The sequence below is a fragment of the Treponema vincentii genome (assembly GCF_010365865.1).
Classification (GTDB): domain Bacteria; phylum Spirochaetota; class Spirochaetia; order Treponematales; family Treponemataceae; genus Treponema.
Genome location: NZ_CP048020.1, coordinates 2,538,420 through 2,554,284 on the forward strand (window position 1 = coordinate 2,538,420; position 15,865 = coordinate 2,554,284).

A 15,865-nucleotide genomic window follows, 5' to 3' on the forward strand; every position below is an offset into this window, starting at 1 on the left:
GTTCCATGTGTATAATATACTTATGATAAAGACTTTTGCGGATAAAGAAACAGAGCATGTTTATAAACAGGAGTTTTCAAGACGGCTTCCGAATACAATTCAGAAAGTTGCTTTGCGTAAACTTATGTTAATAGATAATGCAAAGTGTCTTGAAGATTTGCGGGTGCCTCCAAATAATCATCTTGAACAACTTGTAGGAGACAGAAAAGGACAGCGCTCTATCCGTATAAATGATCAGTGGCGTGTCTGTTTTACAGAAAAAGACGGACACTTTTATAATGTAGAAATTGTGGATTACCACTAGGAGAAAACTATGGCAGAGTATATCGAAACACCGACAATGGGTGAAATCTTAAATGAAGAATTCTTGATTCCTCTTGGACTTTCCGCATATAAAGTCGCACAGGAAATTAAGGTTCCTACATCTCGCATCCAGGATATTCTTCATAATCGCAGAAGAATTACTGTAGATACATCTTTACGACTTGCAAAATTCTTTGGAGTTTCAGATGGTTATTTTATGGCTTTGCAGGATGATATTGATATAAGAAATGCAAAGTTAGAGCTTGCTCCACAATTAGAAGAGATAAAAGCCTACGCTTATGCATAATAATATGCCATAACAAGAAATTCAAAGCCGACACGGGCTCAAGGTCTGTGCGATTTAACTCATTGTTAGATGTACAGATCACTAAGCAGGTTCTTTATTTACAATAAAAACGTGCAGGTGTACAAAATCTTGATATTTCAAGCATTCTATAGATTGAAAATGATTCCCTAAATAGGTTTCAATATAAAAAGTAATATATGGAGAAAAATTCTACTCGCTTTTTCCTTTTTGCATTTTATTTAATTCGGCGATATAATTCAGACCAAAAATCTCAATCTCGTCTAATACTTTTTGAAACTGGGCTCCCAATTTACTCAAAGAGTATTCAACATGAGGGGGGACTTCGGCAAAGACTTTGCGGTCGATTAGTTTATCTTTTTCAAGCTGACGGAGTTGTCTTGTTAAAACAGTTCGAGTTGTTGTAGGCATTAATCTTTCAAGTTGATTAAACCTTTTTGTACCCGTACTCAGATGATATAAAATTATAATCGCCCATTTTCCTTGCAATACTCTTTGAGTAGTAGCGAAGGGACATTTATCATACATCGACATTATAAAAATCCTTCTTAAGTATTATATTTGATACTATGTATTATAAATGTTCGTACTTACAAAATCAAGACAAAAGACTATAATGATACTTAAAGAAGTGAGAAACTTCTAAATATTTACTGGAGGAATTTTATGAAACATGAAGTAATGAAGGTATTTACTGTTTATCGAGATGCATTGGAAAAGGGGGATTTTGCGGGAGCTTTTGCAACAATGTCCGATACTGTTGTATGGCACATGGGAGGCGAAAGTTCGCTTTCAGGTACGATTATGGGGAAACAAGCATTGGGTGAGCGGCTAGGTGAATTTGCAAAAAGGAGTGGCGGCACATTTAAAGTTATGACCAATTGGGCTGCGAGCAACGAGTGTTTTGTTGCTGCAAGTGTTGTTTCCATAGCGGAGAAAGGTGCTGATAAGCTCAATGATCCGGGTATTGATCTATTCAAAATAGAAAATGGCAAGATACAAGAAGTATGGACTTTTGCCGAACAACAATCGGCAGAAGACACATTTTGGGGTTAAGTGTGTACGCTTTGATTCATATAGAATTTTTCTGTGTTATAGATCATTCATCATAGAAAAATAAATAAAAGACATCTAACACCCGCTTCAACCTGCCATTACCTTTGCGGCAATGCAAGGAAAGGCTCATTTTGCCGAGCATGAGTTGATTGAGGCAGAGTAATGCGGCTATTATGGGAAGATAGAGCATGGGATGATTATTTATATTGGCAGGCACAGGACAAGAAAACACTGAAAAAATAAACGGGCTTATCAAAGATATTCAGCGAAGTACTTTTGAGGGGATAGGTAAGCCGGAACCCCTAAAGAGAAATTTAAGCGGTATTAGGGCGCTCTACCCCAATCGGAATTTATTATGTCCCAAACAGGTATTGTTGAGGAATCGTATAAAGAATGAGTAAAGACTATTTCTCTACTACGGAAAGCGTTATTTTATTGTAAGCGTCCTTTTCATCGTTCGGGTGCGGTTCCAAGCCTATCACTGTAATATCCTCCCGACCAGGTTCATAAACCCAAAAAACTCTTTCAGCCGCTGGTTTGTTATTTTCCACATAGGATTCCCAAACTTTCAGATTGTATCGTTTTGTAAGTGCCTCAATATCATGTGTACAAAGGCTTGGATACCTTGGGTCAGTAGAAAGTTTCTTAAAGCAACTGACAAGTTTTTTAAATAATTCAATCTCTTTTTTACTTGCGCTTTTAGCTTTGATTTTTTGCTCTAAATTGTCCCAAAATTGTTTCATTTCAGGAACACCCATTCTAATGTTGAACATTATTCAATATCTGTATAAGAGGAGAGACTCAGAGGAGCTGATACATTGCCTATTTTAAAATTATCCACACTGGAATCCAACATAGAAAGAGAATTCTGAGAAATTTGAAATGGTTTTGTTAATTCCCGAGGTTCCAACACAATTTTCCCATCTTCATATTCTTCAATATGAAAATATTCATAAATTGTATTACGCAACGTAATTCTTTTCTTTGAGTCTACTTTTGCATTATATGATCTGACCGCTGCAGCCTGCATAGTATGCCTCCAAATAGTGGGATTTCCCACCTACACTATAAAATATAAGCCTAAAAAAAACAAGTCGCCGTTGCTCCGTTCTATTCTGAAAGTAATATCCGCTATCTGGAAAATATTGTGCGTGATATAAAAGAGGGAAAGGCTCATTTTGCTGGGCATGAGTTGATTGAGGCAGAGTAATGCGGCTATTATGGGAAGATAGAGCATGGAATGATTATTTACGTTGGCAGGCACAGGACAAGAAGACACTGAAAAAAAAATAAACGGGCTTATCAAAGATATTCAGCGCAGTACTTTTGAGGGGATAGGTAAGCCGGAATCCCTAAAGGGAAATTTAAGCGGTATTAGGGAGCTCTACCTCAATCGGACTTTATTATGCCCCAAACGGATATTGTTATATTTATCAATTAATTTGACAATAGGGAACCTCTAAAAACCTCAGTTTTTTAGAGGTTTTCCTTAGATTTACTTGCGATGTTTTACTTTAAGTCATTACAATATAAAGACTTAAAGTAAAACTCGTCGGGCATCTCTAAAAATCTAACCGAGTTTTTAGAGATGCCCAATAATCCCATCCTTCGAATCAGAGTACCAGGGGGTATGTTTATGAAAAGCTCTGCAAAAAACAATCAATATATGCTATAATACCACCCGGAGGCAGCAAAATGTTTGCAATAACTGGGATTATTCAGGGAAATACCATTCTTACGGATTATCCTTCGCTTGAATATTATAATGGCAGAAAAGTAATAATAACCGTTTTGGAAGATGACAAGCCATATCATACCGTTTCTGATGAAAAACTTTTTGCAATTTCCGATTTTCTCATCGATCAGAATAAGCAAGCGTATCAGGAATTAGCTAAATGATTTTCTTTGAGTATGAACAAGTAGTAAAAATCCACAGGTCTCTTATCGAAAAGACAGGCGGTATGGATGGTATACGTGACGCGCAGCTTTTGGATTCAGCATTGAAAACACCGTTTCAAACTTTTGGCGGGAACAATCTTTATCCTGATATTTTAGACAAGGCTTCGCAGCTGTGCTGCTCTTTGATTGAGAATCACCCTTTTATAGATGGAAACAAAAGAATCGGCGTACATTTAATGTTGCTTTTTTTAAAGTTGAATAATATTGAAGTAAATTATTCACAACAAGAATTGATTGATTTTGGTTTAGACATTGCTTCGGGGAAAATGTCTAAAAATGACATAAAAGGATGGATTATTGAGCATAGAAAATAATCAGCCTCCCCCCGCAGCAGCAACCTCGTATGCAGGACTGCGGAGGAAGAGTAATTCACAGCCTTATGCCTTTACAATAGGCACCCATAGCTCCATCATGTAATTCTTGCTGTACATATCTCCTTCCGAATATGCTTCAAAGTCGGGAGTACCGGCATGACAGTACCCTTGTTCGGGAAAGAAGGTTTCCATAACATACTTCCAGCCTTTGTGGATGCAGTCGGGAACGGGGCCTTTCAGCTGGACTACTGCGTATTCTGCTTCAGGGATGTGCATCACCGACAAGCCGAGTTCGGTCGCCTTTTGTGCGTCACGGCAATCATACGCCGCTGCATAGGTAAACGTTTTGCCGTCTTTTACCTCGGAACAGATGCCGAAGCTCCTGCCGTTTCCGAGTTTTGCAAGTTCTTCGTGCGAAGCTTTTCCAAAAAGGCTGTTCCAGACTTTCGGAAAATCACTGGTTAGATCCGCATCGACTTGAATGCCTGCAAGCGTAAATCCGCTCTTTTTTTCAATTTTGACTTCCATAGTTTGCCCTCCGTTGACGGTTAAAGATAATTTAATTGGAGCAAATGATTTAAATTCTTTTCCGTTCCGAACCGCGCTCGGACTGACGCCGTGGAATTTTTTAAACGCAGCTGCAAAAGAATCAGGCGATTCATAGCCGTACGCCAATGCTATGTCGATAATCTTAGCATCGGTATTGCGCAAATCGGCGGCGGCTCTGCTGAGTTTTCTAAAACGGAGATATTCATTTAAAGGATACCCGACCAATATCGAAAAAATTCTGCTGAATAGCGGATAGGAATAACCGGAAATGCGCGCAATCTCCGCTTCATCACACCCTGTCTCAATAGTTCTTTCAATATAAGCCATCGTTCCGTTAAATGATTGAATGATATTCATCTTTTGCTCCAAAACCTACGGAGAGTATAATGCATATAAAAACAGCCGTCCCGATAGTTATCGTACAAAAAAAAGCGGCTGCGATGTGTCTTCTATATCATCATCAGCCGCAAAAACAAGTACAGCACACAGTAAAAAAGCTGCATAAAAAATAGGCGTTTCATACAATGTTTTTCATAAGTTATTGGTACTCCAAAACTTATGAAAAACATCATCTCGGATAGGCTTACGATTTTTAGCGGCGCCATCTTAGCGGCTGACAATCAACATTGTTTTTTAGCGGCGCCCAATACTCAAGTCCGAGTCTTACGCGCCTGCCTTTTTCATTTGTTCAAGGTTTTCAAGATTTTGCTTCATCGCTTTTTCGACCGCGCGGAGGATGTTTTCGTAGCCGGTGCAGCGGCAGAGGTGTCCGGAGATAAGCTTACGCAGCTCCTCCCGTGTATACAGCTTTCCGCTGCCGACAATTTCTACCGCCGTCAGAATAAGGCCGGGTGTACAGAAGCCGCATTGAACCGCTGCTTCATCGATAAAGGCCTGTTGTATCGGATTGAGTTCTCCGTTTTCGCCCTGTAAGCCTTCAACCGTCAAAATACTCTTGCCGTCCGCCCAGACTGCAAGGTAAATACAGCTGTCAACGGACACTCCATCCACCAACACGGTACAGGCGCCGCATTCTCCTACTTCACAGCCTTTTTTAACACTGGTCAACGCAAGCCTATTGCGAAGCGCGTCGGCAAGCGATTCCCGAACATCAACGGCAAGCTCGCACTGCTTTCCGTTCACCTTCATACTAATAATTTTTAACATGCTCACACCTCCTGCCGCTCGACAGCTTTCCGTAAAGATCGCACCGCTATTTGCTTGGCGGTATTAACTCTGAACGCTTTTGACGCGCGCCACGAGTCACGGGGATTGATATCCGTGAGAAGCACTTCCTGCAAGCCTTCATATAATGCATCGTTGATTTCTTTACCGGTCAAAAAAGCCTCGGTATTTTTACAGCGGAGCGGTACCGGAGCGGCAACACCGAAACACATACGCACTTCGTCGATTTTTAAGGCGCCGTTTTCCCGTTTGGTTTTTACAAGGGAGGCGCAGCTCAAGTTCGCAATATCCATCGCATTACGCATCGCATACTTGATGTAATCGCCGGTAAAGCCTTCGTAGTCCTTCTTTTTAATGAGGAATGAGGTTACCAACTCGCCTTTTTGCAGTACCACCTTTCCGGCGGAGACGTAAAATTCCTGTACGGGAACCAGCCGCACGCCGTCCGGGCCGGTAATTTCGACAACCGAGTTATAGCATTGCTGACTCGGCGCGGTGTCGGCGCTCGTTACACCGTTGGAGATGTTCCCGCCTGCCGTTCCCATATTCCGTATCTGAGGCCCGCCGACCTGATCGGCCGCATAGCCGAGCATCGGTAAGTGCTTTTGCACGATGGGACTTCCGGTTAATTCGCTAAAGACCGTCAGCGGACGGATACGGATAGTACCTTCTTCGTCTATGCTCACGCCGCGCAATTCGGGGATGCCGAAAATAGACACGACATTCCGTCCGGCAAGTTTACCTTCCCGCATTTGAATCAGCACATCGGTACCGCCGGCAAGGATAACCGGGTTTTCGGTACGGACTAAGGCGCTTACGGCATCGGCGATTGATGTCGCTTGATAAAAACTTTCCATATCGTACATATTAGATTACCTCCTTCAGCAGCCCGCTCTCGCTGAACGCTTCAAAAAGCCGCTGAGGATTAAGCGGCAGCTTGTTAATGGCAACGCCGGTGGCATGGAGCAGCGCATTGCGGATTGCCGGCGGCTGCGAAATAATCGGCGGCTCACCCAAAGATTTATTCCCGAAGGGGCCGGTGGGGTCGGCATTTTCGATAAACAGCTCGTGTAAATCAGGAAGATCCATCGCCGTCGGCAGCTTATAGTCCAAAAGGTTCCCATTCAGCAGCTTGCCTTTCTTATCGTAGAGCATCTGTTCGGCAGTCGCAGCGCCGATTCCCATTCCCATGCCGCCGTGTACCTGAGCTGCTGCCAGCTGCGGATTGATAAGCGTGCCGCTGTCGTGCAGGTTCAAAATATTCAATACCTTGATTTTGCCGACAGGAATATCAACCTCAATCTCAACAAAGGTTGCGCCGAACGAGAAGCAGTTATCGGTACAATGCGATGTTTCTTCCGCGCTGAGGTGATTGGATTCCTTCATACTATAGCAGCTTTCCATTGCGACCTCTTCCAAGGTGAGCCGCTCTTCGCCGGTACTGCGGACGATAATTTTTTCATGCTGCAGATCAAGTTCATCGGCCTTCATATCGAGCATCCACGCCGCATAGTCCAATATCTTTCGTTTAAGCGATTCGGCGGTCTTTTTAATTGCCTTACCGCTGACATACGTTTGCCGTGAAGCATAGGCCGCGCTGTCGTACGGGCTGACATCGGTATCCTGTTCGGAAAAAATATAGACCTTATCCATCGGCAGCGAAAGCACTTCGGCAGCCATCTGGCAGAACACCGTATCGGCGCCCTGCCCTATTTCCGTTGCGCCCATCTGAATTTGAATACTGCCGTCCTGATTGAGCACAATACGGGCGGAGGCGGTTTCGAGCGAGATGGGGTAAACGCCGGTTTTGTAGTTAAAACAGGCAACTCCGACACCGCGGCGCACCGGCCCTGTTTGATTTGCATACTTTTTCCGCAACTCATCCCAGTGGAACACCTCGCGGCCTTTCTGCAAGCATTGATAGAGCCCATCCGAGTTTGCTCTAATCTTTGTAACAGGGTCTTCGTATCCTTCCCGCATACAGTTCTTGAGCCGCAAATCAACAGGATCCATATTCAGTTTGAGCGCCATATCATCCATAAAAGATTCAAGGGCAAAATCCGCTTGCGGAATCCCATACGCGCGCATAGCCCCTGCGGTAATATGATTGGTAAACACGGAGTACGCTTCGGAAATGATTCCCTTTTCAGCCGAATAGAGCTGCTTAAACTCGTTGGAGGCATTCGCGGTAATGGCGTGTCCGTGCGAAGCGTAACCGCCCTTCGTAGAATAGCAGAGCATTTTGCGCGAAATGAACCTGCCGTCCGACTTCCGCACTGTTGTCTTCATGTGGAATTCCATTGCATGGCGCGTGCGGGTACACATAAAGGTCTCTTCCCGCGAAACGGACAGCTGTACGCACCGTCCGCCGACCACCGTACAAAGGTAGGCATTCAGCGGCTCATACAGGATATCCTGCTTGTTGCCGAAGCCGCCGCCGATATACGGCTTGATAACCCGTATCTTTCCCCAGTCGATACCGAGCGCCTGTCCGCATACGCGGCGGCAAATGTGAGGCAGCTGCGTGGAAGACACCACGATAATCTTTCCGCCCTTCATATAGGCATACGAGCCGGGATTTTCGATATGGCAGTGCGAAATCGGAGATACGGCATAATCGCCTTCAAACATGACCGTATCGGGATCATCCGGCGTTTCCTCATACTCGCCCACGCTAAACACCGTATGCTTCAGCACGTTGCCCGGGAACGCTTCGTGTAAAACGGTTGCTTCGGGGGACATCGCTTGATGCACATCCAGAATAGGAGGATATTCTTCATATTCAACGGTGATAGCCTTTAACGCGCGTTCGGCGACCACATTATCTTCCGCAATAACGGCAGCAATATCATCCCCGTAAAAGCGTACTCTTTTGTTGAGCAGCTTGCGGTCTGCAATATCCTGATGTGCCTCCTCGGTAGACCACGGGTGCCCCGCTGTCGGGAAACAAATGTCCGGCACATCGAAACAGGTAACAATCTTAACCACACCGGGAATTTTCTCCGCAGCGCTTGTATCGATTTTTTTTACCAGCCCGTTCGCGATGGTACTGTGCAATACCTTTGCGACTAAAAAATCACTGTGAAAATAATCGTCAACATACTTTGCCCTGCCGGTTACCTTATCGTAAGCATCGACACGGGGCACCGCCTTTCCAACTATCATTTTTACCTCCCTATATAAATTGAAATTTTACTACATCGAACAAACCGGAATCCGTCAATTTTAATTCGGGGATAACCGGCAGCGCAAGGAACGACAATCCGATCAGCGGTTCAACTTCGGGATATACGCCGATAGTATGCGCTTTTTCGGCTGCGTCGTGAATACAGTCGGCGAGCTGCACCGGTTCCATAGCGCTCATCAAACCGGCAATCGGCAGCGCAAACTTGCTGAGCACCGCACCGTTCTGTACAACAGCCACGCCGCCTTTCATATCGACTACTTCTTCAACGGCACGGTGCATATCGGCCGCATTGGAACCGGCTACGATGATATTGTGCGAATCATGCCCGATACTCGACGCGATAGCTCCATTCGACACTCCATAACCGTGCAGCAAAGCGCGACCGATATTGCCGGTATTCTTGTGCCGCTCCAGCACCGCCAAATAGCAGAGCTTCCCTTCTTTGAGCATCTCGGCGCATTCCTGCCGCGGAAATACCAGATGCTTCGTAAAAAGGGTTCCCCGCTGCATTCCGATAACATGGAAATTATCGGAACCGGACGGCATAAAGTGATCGGAACTAAAATCGCTTCGGGAAACGGGAACAACATGTACGCTGTCGGTAATTCTTTGAATTGAGAACGAAGACGGTTCACCGGCCTTTGCGGTTTCCGTTTCTTGCGCCATCGGAACGGTGGAAACTTCGATACCGGCTTTATATACCGAATTGATTGAAAAATCCGAAGTATCGTCAAATACGACAATGTCCGCATGGTAGCGCGGAGCAATCGCGCCCATTCCGGTCAAACCGTAACACTGCGCCGCATGGAAACTCGCCATACACAGCGCATCCTCCGGCGATAGGCCGAGCGACACCGCTTTGCGTACATTATTATTGATGTGTCCGTTCGCTAAAATGTCGCTCATTTTTTTATCGTCGGTACAGAACGCAAAGCGGCTTGTATCGGTTTTATGCTCCAGCATTCCACGTACAATTGGCTCCAAATCCTGCGCGGAAGAACCTTCGCGTATCAGGATGTACATTCCCTGCTGCAATTTTTCAAATGCTTCATCGTAGGAAGCGCATTCGTGATCGGTACGGATACCGGCGGCGCAGTATGCCTGTAAATCGCGGCCGCGCACGCACGGCGCATGACCGTCGCATATCTTTTTCTTTTCCCGAGCGGCGGATATCTTTTTCAATACGGCTTCATCCCCGCCGATGACTGCCGGATAGTTCATCATCTCGCCAAGGCCGAGTACATTCGGTTCGTCCAATAGCTTTTCTATATCATAGACGGTAATCGCGCCGCCGGTGTGCTCAAAATCGGTAGCGGGCACGCAGGAAGGAATCATAAAATAGATGGAAACAAGCGGCTGGTTCGTACCGGCAAACACCGCCTTCCGCGCATCCTCCAGCATATAGAGGATACCGTCAACGCCCGCGACGTTGGCAATTTCGTGCGGGTCGGCAATAACGGCGGTTGTACCGCAACGAAGCGCTTGGCGAGCAAAATTCCGCGGAGACGCCATCGTGGACTCAATGTGCAAGTGCGCATCGATAAGTCCGGGGCACACGAACTTACCGGTTAAATCTTTTTCTACAACGCCTTCGTATTGTCCGACTCCGGCGATATAGCCGTCCGCTATCGCAACATCCTGTTTAATAAACTCTTTGGTAAATACATTAAGCACAAAAGCGTTTTTTAACACCAGATCGGCTTTTACCCGCCCTGCCGCAATATCGATAAACCTTTTTTCATCCATAGTTATATCTCCTCCCGTTTATCCCATACGCAACGGCCTTGTACGAATTTTGCAACCATGTTGTGCCGTTCCGTCAAATAGAGCGCACGCTCCAGCCGCTGCTCAACGGAAAAATCGGTACGTGCACTCAACTGTGTATCATCGATCACTACTGCGTCAAACCAGAAGTTTTTTTCAAAGCTGCCGGTATCCCCGAAGAAGGAACCGCCGCCTTTCGTTCCAAGGTATAAGGCCTCCGATACGGAAAGCGCACGCTCTCCTTCATAAAAATACCGCCGCATTTTTGAAACTTGAAGCGCCGACATCATCGCTTTAAAAAGAGACAGTTGAGAACCGGCAGCCACATCTGAGCCGAGCCCGATATGAACGCCCGCATCCAAAAGCCGCGCGATCGGGGCAATGCCGCTGGTTAAATTGATATTCGATTCGGGACAATGCGCAATGTACGTGCCGCGCCGAATCAGTAATTCTATTTCTTCGTCGGTAGGGTGCACACAATGAGCGAGAATGGTTTTATCGGTTAAAAGACCGTAGCGATCGTATACCTCAGCATAGTTTTTGCATTCGGGATGAAGTTCCTTCACCCATGCGATTTCTTTTTTATTTTCCGAAAGGTGGCTCTGTATAGGCAAGTGCCGGGTTGCTGCCAACTTGCCGAGATTATCCATTAAAGCGGGCGTACACGAAGGTACAAAGCGGGGCGTTATAATAGGAGCAACGGTATCATCATTTTTAAATGAATCAACAAAGGCTTGGGTCGCGGCAAAAGAAGATTCTGCCGTTTCGCATAAGTAGTCGGGCGCATTCCGATCCATATTCACCTTGCCGACGAGGCACGGCATCTTTTTAGCTTTTAGTAAATCCGTCAACACGCGGTTGCCGCTATTATGAATGGTACCGAAGATTACCGCGCGGCAGGACGGACTCGCTTCAAGGTCATCGGTAAAAAGCCGATAGCTCTGCAAAGCGTAATCCGCATCGGCATATTTCGCTTCTTCGGGAAAGGTATAGGTATTCAGCCAATCGATGAGCTCAAGCTCCATCCCCATGCCGCGGAACGCATACTGCGGCGCATGAACGTGTAAGTCAACACAGGCAGGGACAATCAGCATACCGGAAAAATCAAAACAGGGGGTATGCTCCCATGATCCTTCCGGCAATGCGGTAACAAAATCGATTATTTTTCCGTTTTCGCACAACGCATACGCATGAGGATGCGCTACAAGACGGTCTTTTGTTACGGCTGATACAAAATCACCCTTAACGACAAACTGTGTCTGACTCATACTGCAATACCCTTGTACCAGTATAGCACGGTTCACCGCAAAAACAAGCAAAAAAACGCAAAAAACTAATTTTTTTTTAGGATGTCTCACAATATATAAGGATTAGTGAAGAAATTAAAAGAAAAAAGATAAAAAAGCCAACTCTCGGACTTGAACCGAGTACCTGCACGTTACGAGGGTGCTGCTCTGCCAGGTGAGCTAAGTTGGCAAATAAAACAACCTGAGCCGAGTTTACCAAAAAAGGCTTCCTCAGACAAAGTCTGAATAGTATACGGAAAAAGAACCGTTACGTCAAGGAGAGCGTTTAAAATATTTCTGATACGGTTGCCATGAGCATACGTATCCTATTCTGGTAATGCCCCTATCGCAGCCCTTCCTTCAACTCCACTAACAGCGCATCGCTTTTCATAAATGACTGGTGCAGCAGCTCCAGCAATTCCGCCGTGGTGTGGGTTACTTGTTCTTCCTTTATATACGGATTTTTTATATCCAGGTTATAGCCGTTGGTTTTTAAGGTTTCAATACTGACCTTCCAGACGTGTTCATTTTCGACACGGCTATTCCACCATGCTTTCAGCGGCTCAAACTCACTCTTCTGAATAGGCTTTGTTTTGGAGTAGGATTTCTGCCCCTCCGGCAGTTTATGCTCCCAGTACCAGATGTCCCGTGTCGGCTCGCCTTTTGTAAAGAACAACAAATTCGTGGTAACACTTGCATAGGGCTGAAACACGGAGTTAGGCAAACGCACAATCGTGTGCACATTACACTGTTCTAAAAACTCCTGCCGGATTCTCTGCTTCTTTGTCATCAAGAATTTTAAGCGTAACCATCCACTCCAGCTATTCAATGCGCTGCGCATCCCCCGAAACTCCCGGGTCTTTTCGCATAATATTTTGCAATGATTTTATAATTCCACCAATATTCGGCATATATACTCCTGTTACTTTTTCATTTGGGCGTTCCCGCCGCAAGCGGCGGTCGGGCTTTCCGGGGTTATCATTCCTCCGCTGCGCTCCGGAACACCCCTACGGTGTGCCCCTCCAATCCCTAACGCTGTTGAGCAATGTACATCCTTGTACATTGCTCAACGACAAGTTTTTCTAACGAAAAACTTGCTACTGAGTGGAACCACCGCCATCCATGGCGGTTCTGAACTTGACATCCATGGCACCCGCTGGACGCGAGTTTTTTGCAAAAGCAAAAAACGTCGCTACTGCTTGGAACCAGAGACATTCGTGCCGCTACTGCGGGAAATTCGCAATAGAATAAGGATTTAATTTTTTAATATTTCTTTATCAATTGAGGTATAATCATTTTCTGTTAATTTTGAGAACAGAATATCATCATTCAGCATTTTTAAAAATTCCTTTGCCTGAACTTGCGACTTTATTACTATTTTCTTGTTATCCTTGTCTATAAAAATTTTTTTACTATAATAATCATGTGTTTTAATACGCGTTAAAAGTATTTCTTTTGGAATTTTTGTTACAGGAGAATCTTTCGCTTTCATCAATTTTTTTGCGACAGTAAGTTTTGGCTTATTTAATAAGTTAATTAGCTGTGAAAGATCAGAAACTATATCAACCGATCTTATTTGATCAACCGTTTTCGATGCCTCGATTCTTATATATTCTTCGAAACCGAAAATATTCTGCATAATATTGATTTTCTTTGTAATAATGGAATTATTAATAATATAAATATCTGCTTTATCTTCAAATTTTACAATATCACGTTCCAATGGCTCATAAACATTCCCATTTAGGATTGCAAATAACGAGCTATCTCGTTTGATTAAGGTTGTAGGATATTTATGTTGATAAATCCAAAATAGATTATTATTTCTATGAATTCTTATAAGAAACCCTGTTAATCGTAATTTTTCTTTTTCTGTATAATTTTTAACTTTTTCTAAATTTATATTAATAAAAGAGAACGGCCTATATGAATTACTTTGGATAATTTCATAAAAAATATTTCTAGATGTTGCAATATTTTTTGCTATATCTAACTCAAAATCTTCAGAAAGAATATCTTTTTGTGAAAAAGATAATATTTTTTGCTTTATAAGTTCGTACAGTTTGGGATTAATTAACATCTTTCTGGTTTCAAAATTTTCATTATTTTTAAGTACAGTAAACAAATCAATACCAAAATTAACATCAATCAAAATAGAATGAATCCATTTTTTAACTTCTTCTTGCGTCATTTTTACCTTTCCTTAATGAAATAAATATTGGTTGTGATTTGTCTGTAAACCGGTGCAATTTTTCCTTTTTCTAATAAAATAGATGAAGACTTTTTATCACATATGCATATACATTGAGTTATTTCCTCTTTGTCAAAAGTAAATTCAAAAATATGATAACCTAAAATAGTCAAAATTGGATTTGCATAAAAAAGATTGGTTTTTGCTAAAAGAATACAAATCATTATTAGTATGATAAAAAAAACGGTCATTCCTTGCCATGTACCTACATTATCGATAACAAGAGGTAATATCAAAGTTATAAAGAAATTCAAACTTTCATCTGTTTTTTCTTTATGAATAGTAATAGTATCTCCTTCTTGAGTATTAGCATAAAAAAATGCTTTAAACTCTACAAAAAACCATATTGATAATAAAATCCATAAAAGACAAACTAAATCGACAATTAATAAAAAAGAATTATTACTAAGGATTTGTTTAATGTTATACTTATTCCCTAGGTCATCCGTCCAGATAAAAGCATAATTTCTTATTATTGTTAGAAGAGCCAAGGGCGATAAAGATTGAATCATCAATTTGATCTTCATTTTATTCTTCTTTTTTGTAATTTTAAAGTTACTGGAGAAAAATCTATACTTTCTTCTTCAGATAAGTATCCTTTTTCTAATGCAAATAATTTTTCGATTTCATCAGAATTCATCGAAAAACCAAAATTTGAAAATTCCTCTAGTAATTCTTTTTTTGTAAATATATTATTACCGATTAGTAACTCAACAGCATCTTTTAAAAGACAAGGATAAGGGATCTCCAGAAGATTATCTAAAGGTTCCAACTCCCTATATCCTTTTTTATTCATTATTCTAATCATATATTGATACTGATTCATAGTAATTATTCCAAGCGCGCAAGCTCTATGAATCATAGCGGCTATTGAAACTCTCCATTTTTTCTTTAACTCTATGTAATGGGATAATTCTGTTGGAAAAAGATAAACTTCTCTTGCAAAAGAAATTTTTGGTAAAAGAAATGCTGCTGCAAATTCATTGGCTTGTTTTTCTCTATTTTTAAATTCTTCTCTTGTGATCTCTTCTGTATCTTCATTCCAATTATGAAGAATGATATGGCCTAATTCATGCGCTAAATCAAAGTTTATTCTGGCAGCAGAAGTCTTATTATTTGAATATGCTATAAAAAAAGTTTCTTGACCATTTATTTTAAAAAACTGACTAAATGCATCTATATCAGTTGTGGATGTTTCATATGACGTTATAATAATCCCTTTCGCTTCTAACAAACGTAATAAATTACGAATAGGTTCACTCCCAATCGCCCAATATTCTCTTAAATAATTTGCGGCTTCCTCTGGAGAACTATAACTTTCAATATCAGTAGGTATGTCCAAACATGGAAACTCTATATATTCATGCATAATAGAATACAATTTTGCAAGTAAGTGTATTTTTGCTTTTTGTTCAGTTCTATATTTTTTAGGGGTTTTCATTAGGGAACGAAAATATGATGAGCCTGATTTAATTAAAATATCATCGTTTTGAAGAAAAAAATCTATTGGAAAATTAAGTATTTTAGAGAGCAATAACAATTTATCAAACTGAGGAGCAACTTTTTCCATCTCATATTGAGACTCTGCCTGTGGAGAAATACTTAATTGAGTTGCTAGTTCATTAACTGTTAGTCCATTATATATTCGGGCGAATTTTATTCTATCCCCATTAAATTGTAACATAT

19 protein-coding genes, 1 tRNA gene and 2 pseudogenes are annotated in these 15,865 nt (G+C 42.4%); 8 read left to right on the plus strand and 14 right to left on the minus strand.

The window, feature by feature from the left end; genetic code table 11:
- Positions 1–22: 22 nt before the first annotated feature.
- Complete coding sequence (locus GWP43_RS11815) at positions 23–304, plus strand: type II toxin-antitoxin system RelE/ParE family toxin (protein WP_162664321.1); 282 nt, start codon at positions 23–25, stop codon at positions 302–304.
- Between the two features lie 9 nt (positions 305–313).
- Positions 314–610 carry a HigA family addiction module antitoxin gene (locus GWP43_RS11820; protein WP_162664322.1) on the plus strand — a complete coding sequence of 99 codons (297 nt, stop codon included), beginning with the start codon at positions 314–316 and terminating at the stop codon, positions 608–610.
- A 210-nt stretch (positions 611–820) separates the two neighbouring features.
- Here the strand turns inward: GWP43_RS11820 and GWP43_RS11825 are convergent, their stop codons facing one another.
- Positions 821–1,162: a winged helix-turn-helix transcriptional regulator gene (locus GWP43_RS11825; protein WP_230977704.1), complete on the minus strand. Its 342-nt coding sequence runs from the start codon at positions 1,160–1,162 to the stop codon at positions 821–823.
- A 132-nt stretch (positions 1,163–1,294) separates the two neighbouring features.
- Here GWP43_RS11825 and GWP43_RS11830 point away from each other — a divergent pair, with 132 nt between their 5' ends.
- Positions 1,295–1,684 (plus strand): nuclear transport factor 2 family protein, encoded by a 390-nt coding sequence (locus tag GWP43_RS11830; protein WP_162664323.1) that lies wholly within the window; start codon positions 1,295–1,297, stop codon positions 1,682–1,684.
- A gap of 162 nt (positions 1,685–1,846) precedes the next feature.
- Positions 1,847–2,007: pseudogene (locus tag GWP43_RS11835) on the plus strand (Txe/YoeB family addiction module toxin); the annotation flags it as partial.
- 81 nt (positions 2,008–2,088) lie between these two features.
- On the opposite strand, the gene GWP43_RS11840 reads toward GWP43_RS11835, so the two are convergent.
- Both GWP43_RS11840 and GWP43_RS11845 read right to left on the minus strand, forming a co-directional pair.
- Entirely contained in the window at positions 2,089–2,427 is a 339-nt protein-coding gene (locus tag GWP43_RS11840) for a hypothetical protein (RefSeq protein ID WP_230977705.1), read from the minus strand.
- 29 nt (positions 2,428–2,456) lie between these two features.
- Complete coding sequence (locus GWP43_RS11845; protein WP_162664325.1) at positions 2,457–2,714, minus strand: hypothetical protein; 258 nt, start codon at positions 2,712–2,714, stop codon at positions 2,457–2,459.
- Positions 2,715–2,893: 179 nt separating this feature from the next.
- Here GWP43_RS11845 and GWP43_RS15705 point away from each other — a divergent pair.
- From GWP43_RS15705 to GWP43_RS11865, 3 genes and pseudogenes are all read left to right on the plus strand, one after another.
- Positions 2,894–3,057, plus strand: a pseudogene (locus GWP43_RS15705) (Txe/YoeB family addiction module toxin); the annotation flags it as partial.
- Positions 3,058–3,379: 322 nt separating this feature from the next.
- A complete protein-coding gene (locus GWP43_RS11860; protein ID WP_162664326.1) occupies positions 3,380–3,583 on the plus strand; it encodes a hypothetical protein in 204 nt (67 codons plus the stop codon).
- On the plus strand, positions 3,580–3,957 hold the full coding sequence (locus GWP43_RS11865; protein ID WP_162664327.1) for a type II toxin-antitoxin system death-on-curing family toxin: 378 nt from the start codon (positions 3,580–3,582) through the stop codon (positions 3,955–3,957). Before GWP43_RS11860 ends, GWP43_RS11865 begins: the two co-directional genes overlap by 4 nt.
- Positions 3,958–4,020: 63 nt before the next feature.
- Here GWP43_RS11865 and GWP43_RS11870 read toward each other — a convergent pair whose 3' ends face one another.
- The gene (locus tag GWP43_RS11870) at positions 4,021–4,863 is read right to left on the minus strand and encodes an AraC family transcriptional regulator (RefSeq protein ID WP_162664328.1); all 843 of its coding nucleotides are present in this window, start codon (positions 4,861–4,863) and stop codon (positions 4,021–4,023) included.
- Between the two features lie 29 nt (positions 4,864–4,892).
- On the opposite strand from GWP43_RS11870, the gene GWP43_RS15320 reads away from it, so the two are divergent.
- Positions 4,893–5,018: a hypothetical protein gene (locus GWP43_RS15320; RefSeq protein ID WP_269138860.1), complete on the plus strand. Its 126-nt coding sequence runs from the start codon at positions 4,893–4,895 to the stop codon at positions 5,016–5,018.
- Positions 5,019–5,169: 151 nt separating this feature from the next.
- On the opposite strand, the gene xdhC is transcribed toward GWP43_RS15320, so the two are convergent.
- The 10 genes from xdhC to GWP43_RS11920 all read right to left on the minus strand — a co-directional run bounded on the left by xdhC (position 5,170) and on the right by GWP43_RS11920 (position 15,863).
- Positions 5,170–5,673 carry a xanthine dehydrogenase subunit XdhC gene (gene xdhC, locus GWP43_RS11875; protein ID WP_162664329.1) on the minus strand — a complete coding sequence of 168 codons (504 nt, stop codon included), beginning with the start codon at positions 5,671–5,673 and terminating at the stop codon, positions 5,170–5,172.
- Positions 5,674–5,675: 2 nt separating this feature from the next.
- Entirely contained in the window at positions 5,676–6,557 is an 882-nt protein-coding gene (gene xdhB / locus GWP43_RS11880) for a xanthine dehydrogenase subunit XdhB (protein WP_006188014.1), read from the minus strand.
- Between the two features lies 1 nt (position 6,558).
- Positions 6,559–8,856, minus strand: a complete 2,298-nt coding sequence (gene xdhA, locus GWP43_RS11885; RefSeq protein WP_162664330.1) for a xanthine dehydrogenase subunit XdhA — start codon at positions 8,854–8,856, stop codon at positions 6,559–6,561.
- 10 nt (positions 8,857–8,866) lie between these two features.
- A complete protein-coding gene (gene ade, locus GWP43_RS11890; protein WP_162664331.1) occupies positions 8,867–10,624 on the minus strand; it encodes an adenine deaminase in 1,758 nt (585 codons plus the stop codon).
- Positions 10,625–10,626: 2 nt separating this feature from the next.
- On the minus strand, positions 10,627–11,910 hold the full coding sequence (locus GWP43_RS11895) for an amidohydrolase family protein (RefSeq protein ID WP_162664332.1): 1,284 nt from the start codon (positions 11,908–11,910) through the stop codon (positions 10,627–10,629).
- A gap of 135 nt (positions 11,911–12,045) precedes the next feature.
- Positions 12,046–12,118 (minus strand) — tRNA-Thr (locus GWP43_RS11900).
- 153 nt (positions 12,119–12,271) lie between these two features.
- A complete protein-coding gene (locus GWP43_RS11905) occupies positions 12,272–12,769 on the minus strand; it encodes an N-6 DNA methylase (protein ID WP_230977706.1) in 498 nt (165 codons plus the stop codon).
- A gap of 414 nt (positions 12,770–13,183) precedes the next feature.
- Positions 13,184–14,119, minus strand: coding sequence for a Kiwa anti-phage protein KwaB-like domain-containing protein (locus GWP43_RS11910; protein WP_162664333.1), 936 nt, complete (start codon positions 14,117–14,119; stop codon positions 13,184–13,186).
- Between the two features lie 2 nt (positions 14,120–14,121).
- Positions 14,122–14,706 (minus strand): hypothetical protein, encoded by a 585-nt coding sequence (locus GWP43_RS11915; RefSeq protein WP_162664334.1) that lies wholly within the window; start codon positions 14,704–14,706, stop codon positions 14,122–14,124.
- Positions 14,703–15,863 (minus strand): helix-turn-helix domain-containing protein, encoded by a 1,161-nt coding sequence (locus GWP43_RS11920; protein ID WP_162664335.1) that lies wholly within the window; start codon positions 15,861–15,863, stop codon positions 14,703–14,705. Before GWP43_RS11920 ends, GWP43_RS11915 begins: the two co-directional genes overlap by 4 nt.
- Positions 15,864–15,865 lie beyond the last annotated feature (2 nt).